Source organism: Pseudomonas sp. GW823-FHT02C05 (genome assembly GCF_058797595.1).
The window spans coordinates 1,112,882-1,134,100 of the sequence record NZ_JBXAJU010000001.1; the positions used below are offsets into that span (position 1 = coordinate 1,112,882).

A 21,219-nucleotide genomic window follows, 5' to 3' on the forward strand; every position below is an offset into this window, starting at 1 on the left:
CGGGCGCTCAATGCATTCTCCCGAAGGCTTCCAACCGGTCGTAGAAGACAGGGCCTGGCGAGCACGCTGCAGCTACTCGCCCGATAGGGCTTCCCAGACCTGGTGCGAAGGCATGCTGAGCTCCAACCAGATCTGCGTGAGTAGCAGGGCGACGAAACAGGCGAGGCCGATGCCCAGGCTCAGCTCGGCGATGTCAATCAACTTGACGATGGAAACCAGGATTGCGAACAGGTAGACCTCGAGCATGCCCCATTCGCGCAGATGGTGATAAGTGCGGTACAGGCGCATTCCAGTGTGCCGCGCCACCTGGAACCGCGCACTCAGGAGCACGAGCAGTTGGCACACCAGCTTCAGCAGGGGAATCACCATGCTGCTCAGCAGCACCAGCACAGCCACCCCCGACATGCCGCTTTCGAACAAACCGAGCACACCGCTCCAGACCGTTTCGCTTCGAGTCTGCCCCAGCAGGGTCAGGTGCATGATCGGCAGGAAATTGGCCGGGATGTAGAGAAGCAAGGTGGTCAGCACCAGGGCCAGGCAGGTGTGTTGCCACCCCTGGCGGTGCACGGCTAGTTCAAAGCCGCAGCGTGGGCAGCAACTTTTTTCCCCGGGGGCCAGCGTTTCCCTGCGCATGAGCAAATCGCATTCATGGCAGGCGACCAGGTCGTCCAGGGAAAGGTTCGTCAGGTTGCCAGCGTGGTTTGGGTGCATTGAATGGGTCCTGGAGGCGTGTGGCCTAGAGTGACTGGGCGCAAGCGCCATGCAAGAACATCTGTTGCAGGGTATGGGCGGTATTGGCACTGGCCGCGCGGCCACGCTGCTCGGCATCCACCATGCCGTAGACCAGAGTGATGAACAGCTCGGTCAGAACCGCGGCAGTGATGTCGATGCGCAGCGCGCCTTGCTGCTGGCCGCGCAGGAAAAAGCCGTCCAGGGCATCGAGATAGCAGCGCCAGGGCGCGCCGTTGGATTGCTCATCAAGAAAGCCGGGGCGGTACTGGACCACCAGGAAAGCCAGCAATTCACGGTGTGCCAGATGCTCGCTGATCAAGCGCTCCAGGGTCGGAAGAAACTCCGCCTGCTGCAGGCGGGCATTGTCGACGATTTGCTCGAGCATTTCGCGCGCATGGGCTTCCAGGCTCAACAGAAGGTTGTCCCGAGTGCCGCAGAAACGATGCAGCGTGGCCCTGCTGACTCCCACCATTTGCGCCAGTTCAAGCATCGAGGCTCGTGGTCGGTTGACTACCGCCGTGGTCAGCAGGCGCAGCAGGCGTTCTTCGTGGGGGGACGATGGGCTTGCCCCTGCTTGGGAAAATTTTCCAGATGCTTGCATAGCGCCTGACGGTCTCCAGGAAAAGAGTGCTTGGGTCTTATATTGTTCAAATGAGTCACTATTGACTCATTGGGTTCGCAAAAGTACCATTCGGCCCGTTTTCAATCAAGCAGTGGATGACTCATGGGCAAGATGCATGCAGTAGGAGTGGCGGGGGCGCTGGCAATTGCCATCGCATTGGCTGGGTGTAGCCCTGCCGGTGAACAGAGCGCCGCCGTGGAAGTGGCGCGCCCGGTCGAAGTGCTGGCGGTGACCAGCGAACCCTTGGCCCTGGTTTCAGAGCTGCCAGGTCGGGTCGAGCCGGTGCGGGTGGCGCAGGTGCGTGCCCGGGTGGCTGGCATCGTCCTGCACAAACGGTTTGTCGAAGGGGCTGACGTCAAGGCGGGCGATCTGCTGTTCCAAATCGATCCGGCGCCGTTCAAGGTCGCCGTGGCGAGGGCCGAGGGCGAGTTGGCCCGGGCGCAATCCGGGTTGCTGGAGGCGAAGGCGCGAGTCAAGCGCTATGAGCCGTTGGTCAAGATCGAAGCCGTGAGCCAGCAGGATTTCGACAGCGCCACTGCCGAACTGCGGCGGACCCAGGCCGCCACGCGCTCTGCCCAGGCCGACTTGGAGACCGCGCGCCTGAACCTGAGCTACGCCTCGGTTACCGCACCGATTTCCGGGCGCGTGGGGCGGGCACTGGTGACTGAGGGCGCGCTGGTGGGGCAGGGCGACGCCTCGCTGATGGTGCGTATCCAGCAACTGGATCCTGTGTACGTGGATTTCACCCAGCCGGCGGCCGATGCGCTGCGCCTGCGTGAAGCCCTGAAGACCGGCGCGCTCGCGGCCGATGCGCAGCAAGGCTTGTCGGTGCGTATCGAAGGTACGTCCTACGAGCGCCAGGGCTCGTTGCTGTTTACCGATGTGGCGGTGGACCCCGGCACTGGCCAGGTGGCGTTGCGCGGTCAATTCGACAATCGCGACGGCAATTTGCTGCCGGGCATGTATGTGCGGGTGCATACCCCTCAGGGCACCGATAGCCAGGCACTGCTGGTACCGCAACGAGCGGTATTGCGCAGCCCAGACGGCAGCGCTTCGGTGCTGGTGATGGACAGCGAGCACCGAGCGCAACTGCGCCCGGTGCAAACCGGCGTCATGCAGGGCGCGCGCTGGCAGATCCGTGAGGGCTTGAAAGTTGGTGATCGAGTGATCGTCAGCGGCCTGGCTGGCCTGCAGCCCGGCGCCAGGGTGGAGCCCAAAAGTGCCGTGGCCACAGCGTCCGAGTCACAAAAGTAAGGGCGCAATCGCCGCGAGGATTTTTCGATGTCGCAATTTTTTATCAAGCGCCCCAATTTTGCATGGGTGCTCGCACTGTTCATCTCTCTGGCCGGCATCCTGGTTATCTCCAAGCTACCGGTCGCCCAATATCCGAACGTGGCTCCCCCGCAGATTACAGTGACCGCCAACTACCCTGGTGCGTCGGCCAAAGTGCTGGTGGAATCGGTCACCAACGTGCTGGAGGAGTCGCTGAACGGCGCCAAGGGCTTGCTGTACTTCGAGTCCACCAACAACTCCAACGGCACTGCTGAGATCGTCGTGACCTTTGAGCCGGGCGTCGATCCGGACATGGCCCAGGTCGATGTACAGAACCGTCTGAAGAAAGCCGAGGCGCGCCTGCCCCAGGCCGTGCTGACCCAAGGATTGCAAGTGGAGCAGAGCAGCGCCGGCTTTCTGCTGATCTATGCACTGAACTACAAGGACGGTACTCACCACAGCAATACCACGGCCCTGGGCGACTACGCCGCGCGCAATATCAATAACGAACTGCGACGCTTGCCAGGGGTTGGCAAATTGCAGTTCTTTTCCTCGGAAGCAGCGATGCGGGTCTGGGTTGACCCACAGCGGCTGGTGGGTTACGGCCTGTCCATCGACGACGTGAGTACCGCCATCCGTGAGCAGAACGTGCAAGTTCCCGCCGGCGCGTTCGGTGGTACGCCGGGCAATAGCACCCAGGAGTTAACGGCGACCCTGGCGGTCAAAGGCGTCCTGGACAATCCGCAAGAGTTCGGTCAGATCCTGCTGCGAGCCAATCAGGACGGCTCCACGGTCAAGCTCGCTGACGTCGCGCGCGTGGAGCTGGGCCAGGAAAACTACAACATTTCCTCGCGCCTCAACGGCACTCCCGCGGTTGGCGGGGCGATCCAGCTGTCACCAGGAGCCAACGCTATCCAGACAGCGGGGCTGGTCAAGCAGCGCCTGGCCGAGCTTTCGGCGTTTTTCCCCGAGGACGTGCAGTATTCGGTGCCTTACGACACCTCGCGTTTTGTCGACGTCGCCATCGAGAAAGTGGTTCATACCCTGATCGAAGCCATGGTCCTGGTGTTCCTGGTGATGTTCCTGTTCCTGCAGAACGTGCGTTACACCCTGATCCCTTCGATCGTGGTGCCGGTGTGCCTGCTCGGCACGCTGATGGTGATGTACCTGCTGGGCTTCTCGGTGAACATGATGACCATGTTCGGCATGGTGCTGGCCATCGGTATTCTGGTGGACGATGCCATTGTGGTGGTGGAGAACGTCGAGCGAATCATGGCCGAGGAGGGCCTGTCACCGGTCGACGCCACCATCAAGGCGATGCAACAGGTGTCGGGGGCCATCGTCGGTATCACCCTGGTACTCTCGGCGGTGTTCCTGCCGCTGGCCTTCATGTCCGGTTCGGTGGGGGTTATCTACCAGCAGTTCTCGGTGTCGCTGGCGGTCTCTATCCTGTTCTCCGGCTTCCTGGCCCTGACCTTCACCCCGGCATTGTGCGCCACGCTGCTCAAGCCGATTCCCGAGGGGCATCACGAGAAGCGCGGTTTCTTCGGCGCCTTCAACCGGGGCTTTGCCCGGGTGACCGAGCGCTATTCGCTGTTCAATAGCACACTGATCAAACGCGCCGGGCGCTTCATGCTGGTCTATGGCGGTATTGTCGCGATCCTTGGCTATAGCTACCTGCGTTTGCCGGAAGCCTTCGTGCCCAGCGAAGACCTGGGCTACATGGTGGTTGACGTGCAACTGCCGCCAGGCGCCAGCCGCGTGCGCACCCATGCCACCGCCGAGCAGTTGGAGGTCTATCTCAAGTCCCGCGAGGCGGTGTCCTCGGCATTCGTGATCTCGGGCTTCAGCTTCTCCGGCCAGGGTGACAATGCGGCGCTGGCGTTCCCGACCTTCAAGGACTGGTCCGAGCGCGATTCGCAGCAGTCGGCTGCGGCGGAAGTGGCGGCGTTGAACGAGCATTTCGCCGCGCCTGACGACGGCACGGTCATGGCGGTGTCGCCCCCGCCGATCAACGGCCTGGGCAACTCCGGCGGTTTCGCCCTGCGCCTGATGGACCGTGGCGGGCTGGGTCGCGAGGCGCTGCTGCAAGCCCGCGATACCTTGCTGGCACAGACCTACGGCAACCCGGTGTTCTTCTACGCGATGATGGAAGGCCTCGCCGAAGCGCCACAGTTGCGCTTGCAGATCGACCGCGAGAAAGCCCAGGCCCTGGGCGTGAGTTTCAAGACCATCGGCAGCACCCTGTCCGCAGCCTTTGGTTCCGATGTGATCAACGACTTCACCAATGCCGGACGCCAGCAACGGGTGGTGATCCAGGCGGAGCAAGGTGAACGCATGACCCCGGAAAGCGTGCTCAAGCTCTACGCGCCCAACGACAGGGGTGAACAGGTGCCGTTCAGTGCCTTTGTCACCACCCAGTGGGAGGAGGGCCCGGTACAACTGGTGCGCTACAACGGCTACCCGTCGATCCGCATCATCGGTGACGCCGGGCCAGGCTTCAGTACCGGCCAAGCCATGGCCGAGATGGAGCGCCTGGCGGCGCAACTACCGGCAGGCATTGGCTACGAGTGGACCGGCCTGTCCTACCAGGAAAAGGTTTCCAGTGGCCAGGCCACGGCGCTGTTCGCCCTGGCCATCCTGGTGGTGTTCATGCTGCTGGTGGCGTTGTACGAGAGCTGGTCGATCCCGCTGTCGGTCATGCTGATCGTGCCGATCGGTGCGGTTGGTGCGGTGCTCGCGGTGACCCTGGTGGGCATGCCCAACGACCTGTACTTCAAGGTTGGCCTGATCACCATCATCGGCCTGTCGGCGAAGAACGCGATCCTCATTGTCGAATTCGCCAAGGAACTCTGGGAAAAGGGCTACAGCCTGCGTGACGCCGCCATCGAGGCCGCGCGCCTGCGCTTTCGACCGATCGTCATGACCTCCATGGCCTTCATTCTCGGCGTGGTGCCGCTGGCCCTGGCCACCGGAGCCGGCGCTGCGAGCCAGCGCGCCATCGGCACCGGTGTGATCGGCGGCATGCTCAGCGCGACGCTGCTCGGAGTGATCTTCGTACCCATCTGTTTTGTCTGGGTGCTGTCGCTTCTGGGCAGTAAACCCGCGGTGCGCGAGCCCGCTGCCGAGGGTCAGCAATGATGCGCATGCCGATAAGAAGTCTTTCCCTGTCGCTGTTGCTAGCCCTGGGCGGTTGCTCCCTGGCGCCGACTTACCAGCGTCCCGAAGCACCGGTGGCCGCCGCTTGGAATCTCACGGCCACAGAGCCCGGGCAGCGTGTTGGCGAGCTGGATTGGCAGGGGTTTATCCTCGACCCCAAGCTGCGGCAACTGGTGGGCATCGCCCTGGACAACAACCGTTCGCTGCGCCAGGCCCTGCTGGATATCGAGCAGGCCCGGGCCCAGTACCGCATCCGGCGCGCCGACCGGGTGCCGGGGCTGAATGCGGGGGCTTCAGGTAACCGCCAGCGCCTGCCGGCCGATCTGGCCAGCAACGGCCAGGCCGGGGTCTCCAGCGCTTATCAAGTGGGCCTGGCCCTGCCGGAATACGAACTGGACCTGTTCGGGCGGGTCAAGAGCCTCAGCGATGCGGCACTGCAACAGTACCTGGCCACCGAAGAGGCGGGGCGCGCGGCGCGCATCGCCCTGATCGCCGAGGTCAGCCAGGCGTACCTGCAGCTGGACAGCGCCCAGCGTCGCCTGGAACTGACGCAGCAGACCCTGCTCAGCCGCGAATACTCCTTCGCCCTGATCAGCCGTCAACGCGGGGTGGGCACCGCCGGAGCCCTGGACTACCAGGAGGCTCTGGGGTTGGTGGAGCAATCCCGGGCCGACCAGGAAAGCAACCTGCGCCAGCAGCAACAGGCGTTCAATGCTCTGGTGCTGTTGCTGGGCAGCGCGGATGCGGCGAAAGCCATCGGTCAATCGCCTCAGGATCGGCCACTGCTGGTGCAGGACATAGCGGCCGACTCGCCGTCGAGCCTGATCGAGCGGCGTCCGGACATCCTGGCCGCCGAACACCGTTTGCAGGCGCGCAATGCTGATATCGGCGCCGCACGGGCGGCGTTCTTTCCACGCATCAGCCTGACTGGCAGCCTGGGTACCTCCAGTGCGCAGATGTCCGGCCTGTTCGATGGCGGCTCGCGGTCCTGGAGCTTTGTGCCGACCCTGTCGCTGCCGATCTTCGATGCGGGGCGCAACAGCGCCAACCTGAGCCTGGCCGAGGCGCGCAAGGACTCCGCCGTCGCGGCCTACGAGGCCACGGTGCAGACCGCTTTTCGTGAGGTGGCAGACGCCCTGGCGGCCAGCGACACCCTGCGCCGCGAAGAAGCGGCACGCCGTGCCCTGGCAGATACCAGCGAGGAGTCGCTGAAATTGGCCAAGGCGCGTTACCAGGCCGGTATCGACAGCCATCTGCGCTACCTGGATGCCCAACGCACCCGCTTCAACAACGAAACGGCCTTTATCGAGGTCAGCACTCAGCGACAGATCGCCCTGGTGGACTTGTTCCGCGCCTTGGGCGGTGGTTGGCGGGGCCACCCAGAGTCGCATCCGGCAGCACGCCAGGCGACCCCCTAAATGAACGTTGGTGCCCGCGCGCGGGCGCCGGCCAAGGAAGCTAACTATGCGTGCGATCGATGCCGGTATTCAGCTGTGCGACGAGTGCCATCAACTCAACCCCCTCGACGTCCAGCAGCCTGCGCGCTGCAGTCGTTGCCAGTCTCGGCTGCATGCTCGGCGCCCCGACAGCATCAGGCGGACCTGGGCGTTGCTGATCACGGCCATGATCCTCTACATCCCGGCCAACCTGCTGCCGATCATGAGCGTCAGCGTCTTCGGCAATGGGGCGCCGGCCACCATCATGAGCGGAGTCGTCAGCCTGCTTCAGCTAGGGATGGCGCCCATCGCTCTGGTGGTGTTCGTGGCCAGCATCGTAGTGCCCACCTTCAAGCTTGGGGGGTTAGGGCTGCTGCTGTATTCCGTGCAACGACACCAGCCGATGTCCGCTCGACAGCGAATCATCATGTACCGCTTCATCGAATGGGTGGGGCGCTGGTCGATGCTCGACATCTTCGTCATCGCCATCCTGGTGGCGCTAGTGAACTTCGGCAACCTGGCACGCATCGAGGCCAACCTCGGTGCCGCCGCCTTTGCCAGCGTGGTGGTACTGACCATGCTGGCTGCAATGACTTTCGACCCCCGACTGATATGGGATAACACCCACTTGGACAATGAAAATGAGTGATCTGCCTGTCCCCAAAAAACACCCGGCCTCCAGCTGGTCGGCGATCTGGATCCTGCCCGTGCTAGCCCTGGTCATTGGTGCCTGGCTGGCGTGGCGCGCCTACGACGAGGCCGGCACCGTCATCCAGATCCGCTTCGAGAGCGGCGATGGTATCCAGGCCAAGAAAACCGAGGTGCTGTACAAGGGCATCTCGGTCGGCAAGGTGGTGGAGCTGAAGGTCAGCGACGACATCAAGGGCGTGCTCGCCTCCATCGAAATGGCCAAGGGAACCGAGAAGTACCTGAATGAAGATACCGACTTCTGGCTGGTGAAACCGCGGGTATCCCTGGCCGGCGTCACTGGCCTGGAGACCCTGGTTTCCGGGGTCTACATCGCGGTGGATCCGGCGAAGGGAGATAAAGGCGACCAAGGTGTTCGTAGCTTTACGGCCCTGAAGGAACCACCGCCGATGTCCGAGAAGGTACCCGGCCTGCACATCACGCTCAAGGCCGAGCGCCTGGGCTCTCTGGAGCAGGGTAGCCCGGTGTTCTACAAGCAGATTCTTGTGGGCCAGGTGAAGAGCTTCAAGCTGGGCGAGGACCACCGCACCATCGAGATCAGGGTGCACATCGAACCGGCCTACGCAGACCTGATACGCAAACACACACGCTTCTGGAACGCCAGCGGGATCTCGATTTCCGGCGGTTTGTCGGGGTTCAAGGTACGCAGTGAGTCACTGCTGACCCTGGCCGCGGGGGGGATTTCCTTTTCCACGCCCGACAGCCATCGCGATAGCCCGCCCACCGACACCAGCAAGCCGTTTCGCTTGTACGAGGACTATGACGCAGCCCAGGTCGGCCTGCGGGTGAAACTTAAGATGAAGGACCTCAACGACATACAGTCGGGACAGACGCAAGTCATGTACAACGGCGTGCAGGTCGGCCTGGTCAAGAGCGTCGACATGAGCGGGGATTTCAGTGGCGCCACCGCCGAGCTGGCGATGGACCCGCGGGTCGAAGCACTGTTGTTGGAGGGGACCGAATTCTGGACCGTGAAGCCGAACATCTCGCTGGCCGGTATTACCGGGCTGGATGCGCTGGTGAAGGGCAACTACATCGCTGTACGTTTCGCCAAGAACGGAGTGCCGCGACGGGAGTTCAGCGTTCTCTCCAAGGCTCCGCCCATGGACATGAACGTACCGGGCTTGCACCTGATACTGACCAGCGATCGGCGCGGTTCGGTGGACGTGGGTTCGCCAGTGCTTTATCGGCAGATTCGCGTGGGCAGCGTGCAGAGCTACCAGCTGTCGACGGACAACCAGCGGGTCATGATCGGTGTGCATATCGAGCCCGAGTACACGCGCCTGGTGAACGGCTCGACGCGCTTCTGGAGCGCCAGCGGGGTGACGCTGAGTGGCGACCTCAACGGGCTCAAGGTCAAGAGCGAATCCTTGCAGACCTTGATCAATGGGGGAATCTCCCTCGACACCCTGGACTTGAAAGCGCCGCCCCTGGGCAAGGAGCGTCGTTTCGTCCTCCATGACAGCGAAGAGACCGCCATGGCCCGAGGCGCGCAGATTCAGCTCAGTGTCGAAGATGCCGAGGGACTGCGCGAAGGCACGCCTATTCGTTTCAAGGGGCTGCTGATCGGCAAGGTCGAGAACATCGACTTGAAAACCGATTTGTCCGGCGTGCAGCTCAAGGCGCGCCTGGAAACCTTTGCCGAACAATTCGCCCGCAGCGGCACACGCTTCTGGGTGGTGCGCCCGGCACTCGGGCTGATGCGCACGGAGCACCTTGGCACCCTGGTCAGCGGCCCCTACATCGAGGCCCTGCCCAGTAGTCGACCGGGGGAACGCCAGGTCCGCTTCCAGGCCCTGGCTGAAGCGCCCAATCTCCTGCCCGGCGGTGAAGGCCTGAGGCTGACCCTGAGCGCCCCCGACAAAGGCTCGATCAAGCTCGGCAGCCCGGTGACCTACCGCAAGATGACGGTGGGCAAAGTCATTGACATGAGCCTGGGGCCCCACGCAGACCGGGTGCTGCTGAGCATCCTCATCGAGCCGCGCTATGCCCCCCTGGTGCGTACTGGCAGCCGCTTTTGGAACGCCAGCGGAGTCGGCATCGAGGCGGGTTTATTCAAGGGCGTGTCGGTTCGCACCGAATCCCTGGAGGCCATGGTGGCGGGAGGAATCGCCTTCGCCACGCCCGACAACGGGCAGATGGGCGAGCCGGCCAGGCCCGGGCAAACGTTCGCCCTGTTCGATGCTGTCGACGAACAGTGGCTGCAGTGGGCGCCGAAGATCCTGCTCAAGGAAGCGGTGCAGTGATTGCACCCTCATCATTCAGTCAATGTAAAAGGAGTCAATTCATGTTCAAGCAACTATTTTGCGCCGCCGTCATCGCCGCCTCAGGCGTTTTTGTCGCACAAGCCCAGGATCCTCTGCCTTCGGCGCAGCAGGTGATGAGTGATCACAAGGAGAAGATCAATAACCAGATCGAGGCCATCAATTACAAACGCAAACGGGTTGTGGAATCCAACATGGGGCTCGAAAGCCAGCAAGCCGAGGCCTTCTGGCCGATCTATGCTCGTTATCGCAATGAAATGGAGAGCCTGAACAAGGATTCGTTCGAACTGTTGCTGGAATATGCGCGAGCGTATGGCTCTGGAGCGGTCACGAATGAGGACGCGTCCAAGATAATCAAGGTGTACAAAACCTTGCAGGTAAAACGACAGATCCTGTTGAACCGCTACATCGATGAAGTCACTGAAAAATTGTCTGCAGTGACCGCCATGCGTTTTCTACAGATAGAAGAACAACTGGATGCTGTAGAAATGCTGGAAACCGGGCAGCGTATCCCTCTGGTTGGAACCTCGCCGAATCGTCTGTAAGCCTATCAGGCCGCGGATCCGTTCAGCTGGGTGCGCGGCCTGTCTCTCTTTCGAAATACGCCTCTGCCACCGCCCTGGATGCTCAAGAGAAGCTCGTTAGCATTCTCTGGAGAGGCGCGGTGCGTCTGTGAAGGCGATCGAGTGGTCGCGCGAAAGCGGCTGCCGGATTAAACCCAATGTGCATCGCCAGGAGTGGCCGCGGCGCTGGGGCGCGTTCGACATTTGCGACCTGCCGCATTTATCGATGCACTTCTCCAGCTTGCCGCGGTGGTAGCCCAGGCGTACTTTTTGACCGGGTTTGCGCCCTTAGCGAGCAGTCGCTGAGGCGCCGTCTAGAAAGAGCAGTTCCAGTGTCTGTACAGACGTCGCGCTGGCTGCACGTCCACGGCGTTCGGCGTCGACAATGCCGTAGACCATGCTCAAGAACATTTCGGTAAATACCGCAGCGCTGATGTCGATGCGGAAGGCGCCTGCCTGTTGACCGCGCAGGAAGAAGGAATCCAAGGCATCGGCATACGCCCGCCAAGGTCGATGTGCCTCGCTGTCGTCGAAGGAGTCCGGACGATACTGGAAGAGCAAGAAGATCATCATCTCTCGATGCTTCAGGTGCTCGATGATCAGACGATGCAGGGCCATCACCGCGTCGCTGCTGTCCAGCTCGGCGTTGTCTATCACTTGAATGAGGACCTGTTCCCCATAGCTCTCCAGCATCGTCACCAGATTGTCACGGGTTCCACAGAACCGGTGCAGGGTCGCCTTGCTGACGCCTGCGGCCTGGGCCAATTCCTTCAAGGTAGCCCGAGGGTGGACAACTATTGCATCGGCCAACGCTTTGAGTAGACGCTCGTCGGTTATCGGAAGGTGCATCCCTATATTCCACACAGCCAGTTGTGCCGTCATTGTGAAGGAAACGTGTACAGATGGCACCCATCTGATCACCTACTGATTCAATTAAGGCTTTAGGGTCGCTTTGGCGTCACCCGAGTTGCTCATGCATCCGTGAACATTCGCAGGTCGTTCCCGATTGCAGGCTCACCACTCAGCAGCCAGCACGCCGCTGCACCCTGTGAGCCTGATACCGGGTTCGACCTGTGGGGTTCGATTAGCGCAGGGACCTCAATCGCCGCCACAAGGTGGTCCGGCTGATGCCTAGGCGACGGGCCGCTTCGTCGAGATTGCCTTGGCAACTGTCCAGCGTCTGTTGTACGTGGCGTAGCTGGGCAGCCTTGCCGATCGTATGCAGGTCTGCTTCGCGTGGAGCAGGCTTGCGGGCAGGGGACACAGGCCTGTCTTCGCACAGTTCAGGTAGCACGCGAGCCAGATAGTGCTCGTTCAATCCGCGCTCGCCCACTAGCTCGCGGGCCGAGAGCATCGCGCGTTCGATCACGTTTTCCAGTTCCCGAACGTTGCCCGGCCATGAATAGCGCTCCAGGTACGGCAACAGGGCAGCCGGTATGTCCGCAGCGGCCGCAGGCTGCCCCTGAACCAGTAGACGTTGGCTGATGCCCTGGCAAATCAGCGCGATATCTTCCGGCCGGTCACGCAACGCAGTGGTCTGCAAGCGCAGAATGTTGAGCCGGTAATACAGGTCTGTCCGAAATTCGCCCTGCTCCATGGCTGCACGCAGGTCCTGGTGAGTGGCGGCGATGATGCGCAAGTCAATGGCAATGGGTTCGATGCCACCCAGCCGGAGTACCTCCCGCTCCTGCAGCACACGAAGCAAGCGTGTCTGCAGCGATACCGGCATGTCGCCAATTTCGTCCAGAAACAGCGTGCCGCGGTGTGCGGCCTCAAGCAGCCCGGGCTTGCCACCTTTGCGCGAACCACTGAAGGCACCTTCCTCGTAGCCGAACAGTTCGCTTTCCAGTAGCGACTCTGGAAGAGCCGCGCAGTTGATGGCCACGAAGGGCCCTTGCCGGCGAGGGCTCTCGTTATGAATGCCCTGGGCCAGCAGTTCCTTGCCGGTGCCGCTTTCACCGGTGATCAGGATGGTCGAATGGCTGGCGGCGAAACGCTTGGCCATTTGCAGCATTTCGCGGTTGGCGGCGCTGTTGCCGTGCAGCTGTTCGAGCCGGTAGCGGGCGGTGAATGCGCCTGGACGGCGAGTGGAGCGAATGCGCTGATCCGCCCTTTGCACGGCGGTGGTGTCCTGGCAGGTGAGCACAAGACCGGTACGCTGACCGTTTTCAAGGATGGGCAGCAGGTTGCTGACCACCGCATGCGAGCCCAGTCGAATGACCCGGTTCTCCTCGCCGCCGCCATCCCGCAACGCCTGCTGTAAATCCAGTTCCGGGCACAGTTGCTGCAGTGGTCGGCCCAGCGCTTCGCTGAGCGGTAACTCCAGCAGGTGGGCCAGGGCAGGGTTGAGCGACTGCACCAGCCCTTGGTTGTCGACCGCTGCCACGCCGGTGGGAATGTGTTGCAACACAGCGTTCAGGTGCTGTCGCTTGGCAATTTCGATGCGCTGACTGTCCAGGATGCCCAGGGCTTCCTCAAGTGCTCTGCGTACGGTGCCCTCGCTCAGCGACAGCACGCCGTGCAGTCCTGCCTGTTCCGCCAGCTCCACCACCGACGATGAGCCAATGATGCTGCGGCACCCCAGTTGGGCTGCCTGCTCGACCGCCTGGCGGGCTTCCTCCAGTGTGGAGTAGGCGGCCTGGTGAACAGGCACGGTGAACAGCGCTGCCATGGCCGCAAGGTTGCGATCAATGCGGTTGTAGCTGAGCAAAGCGACCTGTGAGGTGTGCTCGCGTGCTTGGCCCAGCGCCCGCAGCAGATCGTCGCCTCCCACATGCATTGTCAATACCGGGCGCGTCAGGTGCTTGCGCAGGTAGGCAGCAGTGGCCCCGGCGCAGACAAATACGTCGACTTCATCGCGCTGTTCCAGTTCGCGAGCGGTCGGCAACGCTTCAGCCACTGAGGTGTCGAGCACCTCGATGCGGGTATCGAGATAGTCCGCAGCCAGTCCGGTCACGACATTGGCGAGGCGGCTGCGTTGCCGGGGACGCTGCAAATGGCTGATCAGCACGACGACCCGCGAAGTGGGAGATTCCATGACGAAGCCTTTCAATGGTGAAATGTTTCGATATTGAATGAAATTGTTTCTTTTATGCAATCCGCCAGAAGCCCACTGTCCCTTTCAACAAGCTGAAGGCCAGGTATGGCGAGGCTTTCCGTAGGTTCTTGAAGGGTTGGCCCGGTCATTGCTCTACCGTCTTGCCCACTCAAAAACGAAGGCAGGATTCATAGATTCATGACCCGTTCCCCTACGACTTTTCCGGCCAGCGATGCGTTCGTGGCCGCGACCCAAGACCAACGCTTGGTCGACTTCATCCGTGAGCGCGCCTTGGCGACCCGCGTCGTCATAAAGGCTCGCAAACGCCTGAGCGGTGGCGCCATCCAGGAAAACTGGCTGTTCGAGCTGCTGATCGAGGGAGGCCCCTGGGAGGGCGCGCGGAACTGGGTGTTGCGCAGCGATGCGCTCTCGGCACTGCCGGCCAGCCTCAATCGAGCGCAAGAGTTTGCTGTGCTTCAGGTGGTCCACGAGGCCGGTGTGAAAGTGCCCCGGCCGCTCTGGCTATGCCGCGATACCCACGTTTATGGTCGGGTTTTTTTCCTGATGGAATACAGGCCCGGCGTAGCAGCCGGGCGCCTGCTCAGTGCCGGTGCCGGGGCTCATGGACAGGCGCGGCTGGCAACGCAGCTCGGCGCCAACCTGGCGCGTGTGCATCAAGTGCGTCCGCCCTGCGCGGCGCTGGACTTTTTGCCAATACCGCAGGATGCACCCGCCCTGGCCACTGTTAACGCCTATCGCGATTACCTCGATACGCTCGCCGAGGCTTATCCGGTACTGGAGTGGGGGTTGCGCTGGTGCGAGCTGCATGCACCGCGCACCCGCGCCCTGTGCCTGCTTCATCGCGACTACCGTACCGGCAACTATCTGGCCAGTGAGCGAGGGCTGGAAGCCGTGTTGGACTGGGAGTTCAGTGGTTGGGGCGACCCTTGCGAGGACCTCGGCTGGTTTACCGCTCGCTGCTGGCGTTTTACGCGCCCCGACCTCGAAGCCGGCGGCATCGGGCTGCTACAGGACTTTCTAGGTGGCTATAACGACGTGTCCTCTGTACGTATCGAGCCGCGCCAACTGCACTTTTGGCAGATCATGGCGACCTTGCGTTGGGCAGTGATCGCCTTGCAGCAGGGCCAGCGCCACCTGTCCGGTGAAGAGCCTTCCCTCGAACTGGCGCTGACCGCACGCCTGCTGCCGGAGCTGGAACTCGACATCCTGAACATGACGGGAGCAGAGGCTCCATGACCCAGCCATATGCCCATGAACTCCTCGAGATCGCCCGCCAGACCTTGCTTGAGCAGGTGCTGCCGGCACTGGCCAGTGAGCTGCGCTACCCGACGCTGATGATCGCCAATGCCATGGCCATCGCCGCTCGCGAAAGTCGCCTGCAAGCGCATACCGGCAGCCAGGAGGAGGCGTACCTGGCCACCCTGGTCGACGGGGCGGGTGCGCCCTTGCACGAAATCCGCCGTCAATTGGCCCGCGACATTCGCCAGGGACGCCATGACGATCCGCAACGCCGGCGCACGCTGGTAGACGCCTTGCGGCAAGTGACCCTCGCCCGGTTAGCGATCAGCAATCCCAAGGCCATGCCCTGAGCGCGGCGACACCTACCTTTTCCCCCGGACCGACCAGAGCCAAGAAGGACAGACATGAATTTCACCCTGCCGGAAGAACTGCTTGCATTGCAGGCCAAGACCCGCGATTTCATCGCCGAACAGGTCATCCCGTTCGAAAACGACCCCCGCCAGGATGCCCACGGCCCCAGCGACGCCCTGCGTCGGGAGCTGCAGGCCCGCGCACAGTCGGCTGGCCTGCTGACACCTCACGCCAGTCGTGAAATGGGTGGCCTGGGCCTGAGCCATGCCGCCAAGGCCATCGTCTTCGAAGAGGCCGGTTATTCGCCTCTGGGGCCCGTTGCACTGAACATCCACGCCCCGGACGAAGGCAATATCCACTTGATGGATGTGGTGGCCACCGAAGCACAAAAAGACCGCTGGCTGCGACCGTTGGTGCAGGGGCGGGTGCGCTCGTGTTTCGCCATGACCGAACCGGCGCCGGGCTCGGGCTCCGATCCGTCGATGCTGCTCACTACCGCCACTCGCGATGGTGACGATTACCTGATCAATGGTCGCAAGTGGCTGATCACCGGAGCTGATGGGGCGGGGTTCGCCATCATCATGGCGCGCATGGAGGACGGTACGGCGACCATGTTCCTGTCCGACATGCAGCGTGACGAGATCATTCACGAGCGCCAGCTCAATACGCTGGACAGCTGCTTCACCGGTGGCCACGGGCAATTGCGCTTCGACAACCTGCGGGTGCCGGCAAGCGATGTGCTGGGCGAGATCGGCAAGGGGTTCCGTTATGCCCAGGTGCGCCTGGCGCCAGCGCGGCTGACTCATTGCATGCGCTGGCTTGGGGCCGCGCGACGTGCCCACGACATCGCCTGCGACCATGCGCGCACCCGCGATGCATTCGGCAAGCCGTTGGGCGAGCACCAGGGGGTCGGCTTCATGCTCGCCGACAACATGATGGACCTGCATGTAGTGCGCCTGGCGGTCTGGCACTGTGCCTGGGTGCTCGACCAGGGCCAGCGTGGCAATGTCGATTCGAGCATGGCCAAGGTCATCAGCTCGGAAGCGCTGTGGCGGGTGGTCGATCGTTGCGTGCAGGTCCTGGGGGGACGCGGGGTGACCGGGGATACCGTGGTCGAGCGGATCTTTCGCGACATCCGTCCATTTCGCATCTACGACGGCCCGAGCGAAGTGCACCGCATGAGCCTGGCGAAGAAACTCCTCGACCAGCGCCTGGGAGCCCACTGATGCAGCCGAACCTTGCCGGACTGTTTGCCCTGGATGGGCGCCGCGCCCTGGTGACCGGCGCTTCCAGCGGCCTTGGACGACATTTCGCCATGACCCTGGCCGCGGCGGGTGCCGAGGTAGTGGTGACCGCCCGGCGCCAGGCGCCGTTGCAGAGCCTGGTCGAATCCATCGAGCTGGCCGGTGGTCGCGCCCGGGCCTTCGCCCTCGATGTGACCTGCCGTGAGGATGTGTGCCGGGTGCTCGACGCCGCGGGCCCGCTGGATGTGCTGGTCAACAACGCAGGGGTGAGCGACAGCCAGCCCCTGCTCGATTGCGACGATGAAAGCTGGGACCGCGTGCTGGACACCAACCTCAAGGGCGCATGGGCGGTGGCCCAGGAAAGCGCCCGGCGCATGGTCGCCGCGGGGCAGGGCGGCAGCCTGATCAATGTCACCTCGATCCTCGCCAACCGCGTGGCCGGCGCCGTCGGCCCCTATCTCGCGGCCAAGGCGGGCCTGGCGCACCTGACCCGCGCCATGGCCCTGGAACTGGCGCGCCATGGCATACGTGTGAACGCCCTGGCGCCAGGGTACGTGATGACCGATCTGAACGAGGCATTCCTGGCCAGCGAGGCCGGGGAGAAGCTGCGCTCGCGTATCCCCAGCCGGCGCTTCAGCCAGCCGTCGGACCTCGATGGCGCCTTGCTGCTCCTGGCCAGCGATGCCGGGCGGGCCATGAGCGGCGCCGAGATCGTGGTCGATGGCGGCCATCTGTGCAGTAGCCTGTAAAGCGCCCGGCGCAAGAACAACAAGAAACAGGAGAGGTGTATGTACATTCAATGCCTGGGCAACATAGCGATGGGGTGCCGGTCATGATGACCCCGACCTTCGAGCATGAGCTTGCCCCCAACGAAGCCAACCATGTGCCGCTGTCGCCGCTGTCGTTCCTCAAGCGTGCCGCCCAGGTGTACCCGGAGCGCGACGCGGTGGTGTATGGCGGCCGGCGCTACAGCTACCGCCAACTGCACCAGCGCAGCCGTGCCCTGGCCAGCGCCCTGGAACGGGTCGGCGTGCAGCCGGGCGAGCGGGTGGCGATCCTGGCGCCGAACATCCCCGAGATGCTCGAGGCGCACTATGGCGTGCCCGGTGCCGGTGCGGTGCTGGTATGCATCAATATCCGCCTGGAGGCGCGCAGCATTGCCTTCATCCTGCGCCATTGCGCGGCCAAGGTGCTGATCTGCGACCGCGAGTTCGGCGCGGTGGCCCGCCAGGCGCTGGCGATACTCGATGCGCCGCCGCTGCTGGTGGGTATCGACGATGCCCAGGCCGAGGATTTCGACCTGGCCCACGACCTCGACTACGAGAGTTTCCTGGCCCAGGGCGATCCCAACCGAGCGTTGAGTGCACCGCAGAACGAATGGCAATCGATCGCCATCAACTACACCTCCGGCACCACAGGCGATCCCAAGGGCGTGGTCCTGCATCACCGCGGTGCCTACCTCAATGCCTGCGCCGGGGCGCTGGTCTTCCAGTTCGGGCCGCGCAGCGTCTACCTGTGGACCCTGCCGATGTTCCATTGCAATGGCTGGAGCCATACCTGGGCGGTGACCCTTTCAGGCGGCACCCATGTGTGCCTGCGCAAGGTCCAGCCCGAGGCGATCCATGCCGCCATCGCCGAGCATGCGGTGACCCACCTGAGCGCAGCCCCGGTGGTGATGTCGATGCTGATTCACGCCGGGCATGCCGAGGAGCCTGCCAGGCCGGTGTCGGTCATCACCGGTGGCGCGGCGCCGCCCAGCGCGGTGATCGCTGCCATGGAAGCGCGCGGCTTCAGCATCACCCACGCTTACGGCATGACCGAAAGCTACGGCCCCAGCACCCTGTGCCTGTGGCAACCGGGCGTCGATGAACTGCCTCTGGAGGCCCGCGCCCGGTTCATGAGCCGCCAGGGTGTCGCCCACCCGATGCTCGAGGAAGCCACGGTGCTGGATACCGACACCGGTCACCCGGTCCCGGCCGACGGATCCACCCTGGGCGAGCTGGTGGTGCGCGGCAACACAGTGATGAAAGGCTACCTGGACAACCCGGACGCGACCCGCAGCGCGCTGGCCAACGGCTGGCTGCACACCGGCGATCTGGCCGTGCTGCATCCGGACGGTTATGTGGAAATCAAGGACCGGGCCAAGGACATCATCATTTCCGGCGGCGAGAACATCAGCTCGCTGGAGATCGAGGAGGTGCTCTACCAGCATCCCGAGGTGGTCGAGGCCGCCGTGGTGGCGCGCCCCGATGCGCGCTGGGGCGAAACCCCGCATGCTTTCGTCACCCTGCGCGCCGACGTCCAGGCCCGCGTCACGGCTGACGACCTGATCCGCTGGTGCCGAGAGCGGCTGGCGCACTTCAAGGCGCCGCGCCATGTCTCGCTGGTGGCGTTGCCCAAGACTGCCACCGGCAAGATCCAGAAGTTCGTCCTGCGTGAGTGGGCCCGGCAACAGGAGGCCCAGGCCACCGGCGCCGAACGCTGATCGAGCTGCAGCACCTGCACATCCCATAACAACAAGTACATTGCCCGAGGTGCCCCATGTCCAGCCTGTTATACGCGCGTGTTCGCGCCAGTGCCCGGTTCCAGCAACTGGTGGCGCGCAGAAACCGTTTTACCCTGAGCCTGTTCCTGCTGATCCTGGCCACGTTCTATGGCTACATCGCGTTGGTGTCGTTCTGGCCCGAGCTGATTGCCAGGCGCCTGGCCCAAGGGTCGAACATGACCGTCGGCGTCGCTGCCGGCGCCTTCCTGTTCGTGTTCTTCTGTGCGTTGTCGGCGCTCTATGTCTATCGGGCCAATGGCGAGTTCGATCGCCTGACCCAGGCGTTGGTCGCCGGGCTGGATGAGGAGGCGGGCGCATGAAGAAACTATTGCCTCTGGCGTTGTTGCTGCACTCTGGCCTGCTGCTGGCATCGCCCGCGTTGGACGCGGGCCAGCGTCAGCCCCTCAACCTGCATGCCATCGGCATGTTCATGGTGTTCGTGCTCTTGACCTTGTGCATTACCTGGTGGGCGGCGCGGCGCACCCGCTCGACGGCGGATTTCTACAGCGCCGGCGGCGGTATCCTGGGCTGGCAGAATGGCCTGGCACTGGCCGGTGACTACATGTCCGCCTCGACGCTGTTGGGGATCACCGCGCTCATCTATACCTCCGGTATGGATGGCTACATCTACCTCATTGCCTTCTTCGCGGGCTGGCCGGTGTTGTTGCTGTTGATGACCGAGCGGCTGCGCAACCTGGGCCGCTTCACCTTCGCCGACATCACCTCGTACCGCCTCGACCAAGGCAAGGTGCGCACCATGGCCGCCATCGGTTCGCTGACCGTGGTGTGTTTCTACCTGGTGGCGCAGATGGTCGGGGCCGGGCAACTGATCAGGCTGCTGTTTGGCCTGGACTACCACATCGCCTTGGTGGTCGTCGGCGCGCTGATGATGCTGTATGTCACCTTTGGCGGCATGGTGGCGACCACCTGGGTACAGATCATCAAGGCGTTCCTGCTGCTGGTCGGCGGTTCACTGGTACTGTTTCTGGCGATGCGCGAGTTCGACTTCAGCTATGACACGCTGGTCACCCAGGCCATGGATACCCATGCCCTGGGCGAACGCCTGCTGGCGCCTGGCAGCTTGCTGGCCGACCCATTGACAGCACTGTCGCTGAGCCTGGGGCTGGTATTCGGAACGGCCGGACTGCCCCATATCCTGATGCGGTTCTTCACCGTCAGCGATGCCCGGGAGGCACGAAAATCCGTGCTCTATGCCACCGGGTTCATCGGTTACTTCTTCAATGTCATTTTCCTGCTGGGTTTGGCGTCGATCGTGATCGTCAGCCAGCAGCCACAGTTCTTCGAGGGAGGGCAGGTGGGTGGCAAGCTGCTGGGCGGGGGCAACATGGTGGTCATGCACCTGGCCCAGGCGGTCGGCGGCAACCTGTTGCTGGGCTTTTTGTCGGCAGTGACCTTCGCCACCATCCTCGCCGTGGTTTCAGGCCTGGCCCTGGCGGGGGCATCCGCGATAGCCCACGACCTGTATGCGCGGGTAATAATGAAGGGATCGGCCAGCGAGGCCCAGGAGTTGCGGGTGACCAAGTTGGCCACCCTGGGCCTTGGGTTGGTGGCGATAGCCCTGGGCATTGTGTTCGAAAATATCAACGTTGCCTTCATGGTCGCGCTGGCCTTTGGCATCGCCGCCTCGGCCAACTTCCCGGTGCTGTTCCTGTCGATGTTCTGGTCGGGGCTGACCACGCGTGGCGCGTTGGCCGGTGGCTACGTAGGTTTGCTCAGTGCCATGGGGTTTGTGGTGTTTTCCAAGCTGGTATGGGTGGATGTCTTGCACTTCGCCGAGCCGCTCTTCCCCTATGCCCAGCCTGCGCTGTTTTCCATGCCGCTGGCGTTTTTGATGGCATATGCCGTTTCCCGGCTGGACCGCACTGCGCGGGCCAAGGCGGAAAGGGCGGCCTTCGCCGATCAGTTCGTACGGGGCCAGACAGGCCTTGGTGCCAGCGGTGCAATGGATCATTGAGTCACAAGCGGTCGCTGGCGGATGAGTGCCAGCGGCCGCGTGACACCTTGC

General features: G+C 63.1%; 17 protein-coding genes. 13 read left to right on the forward strand and 4 right to left on the reverse strand.

Annotated elements, in window-relative coordinates; all coding sequences use genetic code 11:
* Positions 1-72 precede the first annotated feature (72 nt).
* Positions 73-711 carry a paraquat-inducible protein A gene (locus AC1RGE_RS05115; protein ID WP_492583543.1) on the reverse strand — a complete coding sequence of 213 codons (639 nt, stop codon included), beginning with the start codon at positions 709-711 and terminating at the stop codon, positions 73-75.
* Between the two features lie 25 nt (positions 712-736).
* The gene (locus AC1RGE_RS05120) at positions 737-1,333 is read right to left on the reverse strand and encodes a TetR/AcrR family transcriptional regulator (RefSeq protein ID WP_047286479.1); all 597 of its coding nucleotides are present in this window, start codon (positions 1,331-1,333) and stop codon (positions 737-739) included.
* A gap of 123 nt (positions 1,334-1,456) precedes the next feature.
* Here AC1RGE_RS05120 and AC1RGE_RS05125 point away from each other — a divergent pair, with 123 nt between their 5' ends.
* From AC1RGE_RS05125 to AC1RGE_RS05150, 6 genes are read left to right on the forward strand one after another with little or no spacing between them, the layout of a single operon-like run.
* Positions 1,457-2,608, forward strand: a complete 1,152-nt coding sequence (locus AC1RGE_RS05125; protein WP_047286480.1) for a MexC family multidrug efflux RND transporter periplasmic adaptor subunit — start codon at positions 1,457-1,459, stop codon at positions 2,606-2,608.
* A 27-nt stretch (positions 2,609-2,635) separates the two neighbouring features.
* Positions 2,636-5,767, forward strand: a complete 3,132-nt coding sequence (locus AC1RGE_RS05130; protein ID WP_492583545.1) for a multidrug efflux RND transporter permease subunit — start codon at positions 2,636-2,638, stop codon at positions 5,765-5,767.
* A complete protein-coding gene (locus tag AC1RGE_RS05135) occupies positions 5,764-7,203 on the forward strand; it encodes an efflux transporter outer membrane subunit (protein WP_492583547.1) in 1,440 nt (479 codons plus the stop codon). The genes AC1RGE_RS05130 and AC1RGE_RS05135 overlap by 4 nt, the downstream gene beginning before the upstream one ends.
* Positions 7,204-7,249: 46 nt before the next feature.
* Positions 7,250-7,870: a paraquat-inducible protein A gene (locus AC1RGE_RS05140; protein ID WP_445494762.1), complete on the forward strand. Its 621-nt coding sequence runs from the start codon at positions 7,250-7,252 to the stop codon at positions 7,868-7,870.
* Positions 7,863-10,175 (forward strand): PqiB family protein, encoded by a 2,313-nt coding sequence (locus AC1RGE_RS05145; RefSeq protein ID WP_492583549.1) that lies wholly within the window; start codon positions 7,863-7,865, stop codon positions 10,173-10,175. Before AC1RGE_RS05140 ends, AC1RGE_RS05145 begins: the two co-directional genes overlap by 8 nt.
* 41 nt (positions 10,176-10,216) lie before the next feature.
* Positions 10,217-10,738: a hypothetical protein gene (locus tag AC1RGE_RS05150; RefSeq protein WP_047286485.1), complete on the forward strand. Its 522-nt coding sequence runs from the start codon at positions 10,217-10,219 to the stop codon at positions 10,736-10,738.
* A gap of 306 nt (positions 10,739-11,044) precedes the next feature.
* Here AC1RGE_RS05150 and AC1RGE_RS05155 read toward each other — a convergent pair whose 3' ends face one another.
* Positions 11,045-11,605 (reverse strand): TetR/AcrR family transcriptional regulator, encoded by a 561-nt coding sequence (locus AC1RGE_RS05155; protein ID WP_047286486.1) that lies wholly within the window; start codon positions 11,603-11,605, stop codon positions 11,045-11,047.
* A gap of 235 nt (positions 11,606-11,840) precedes the next feature.
* Positions 11,841-13,793, reverse strand: coding sequence for a sigma 54-interacting transcriptional regulator (locus tag AC1RGE_RS05160; protein WP_492583551.1), 1,953 nt, complete (start codon positions 13,791-13,793; stop codon positions 11,841-11,843).
* 198 nt (positions 13,794-13,991) lie between these two features.
* Here AC1RGE_RS05160 and AC1RGE_RS05165 point away from each other — a divergent pair, with 198 nt between their 5' ends.
* Genes AC1RGE_RS05165 through AC1RGE_RS05195 form a run of 7 tightly spaced genes read left to right on the forward strand, consistent with a single transcriptional unit; the run spans position 13,992 to position 21,168 of the window.
* Positions 13,992-15,050, forward strand: coding sequence for a phosphotransferase family protein (locus tag AC1RGE_RS05165; protein WP_492583553.1), 1,059 nt, complete (start codon positions 13,992-13,994; stop codon positions 15,048-15,050).
* Positions 15,047-15,403, forward strand: a complete 357-nt coding sequence (locus AC1RGE_RS05170; RefSeq protein ID WP_492583555.1) for a DUF6285 domain-containing protein — start codon at positions 15,047-15,049, stop codon at positions 15,401-15,403. Before AC1RGE_RS05165 ends, AC1RGE_RS05170 begins: the two co-directional genes overlap by 4 nt.
* 54 nt (positions 15,404-15,457) lie before the next feature.
* Positions 15,458-16,630: an acyl-CoA dehydrogenase family protein gene (locus tag AC1RGE_RS05175; RefSeq protein WP_492583557.1), complete on the forward strand. Its 1,173-nt coding sequence runs from the start codon at positions 15,458-15,460 to the stop codon at positions 16,628-16,630.
* Positions 16,630-17,397: an SDR family NAD(P)-dependent oxidoreductase gene (locus AC1RGE_RS05180; RefSeq protein ID WP_492583559.1), complete on the forward strand. Its 768-nt coding sequence runs from the start codon at positions 16,630-16,632 to the stop codon at positions 17,395-17,397. The genes AC1RGE_RS05175 and AC1RGE_RS05180 overlap by 1 nt, the downstream gene beginning before the upstream one ends.
* 50 nt (positions 17,398-17,447) lie before the next feature.
* On the forward strand, positions 17,448-19,133 hold the full coding sequence (locus tag AC1RGE_RS05185; RefSeq protein ID WP_492583561.1) for a long-chain-fatty-acid--CoA ligase: 1,686 nt from the start codon (positions 17,448-17,450) through the stop codon (positions 19,131-19,133).
* Between the two features lie 56 nt (positions 19,134-19,189).
* Positions 19,190-19,513, forward strand: coding sequence for a DUF485 domain-containing protein (locus AC1RGE_RS05190; RefSeq protein ID WP_492583563.1), 324 nt, complete (start codon positions 19,190-19,192; stop codon positions 19,511-19,513).
* Positions 19,510-21,168, forward strand: coding sequence for a cation acetate symporter (locus AC1RGE_RS05195; protein ID WP_492583565.1), 1,659 nt, complete (start codon positions 19,510-19,512; stop codon positions 21,166-21,168). Before AC1RGE_RS05190 ends, AC1RGE_RS05195 begins: the two co-directional genes overlap by 4 nt.
* Positions 21,169-21,219: the final 51 nt, after the last annotated feature.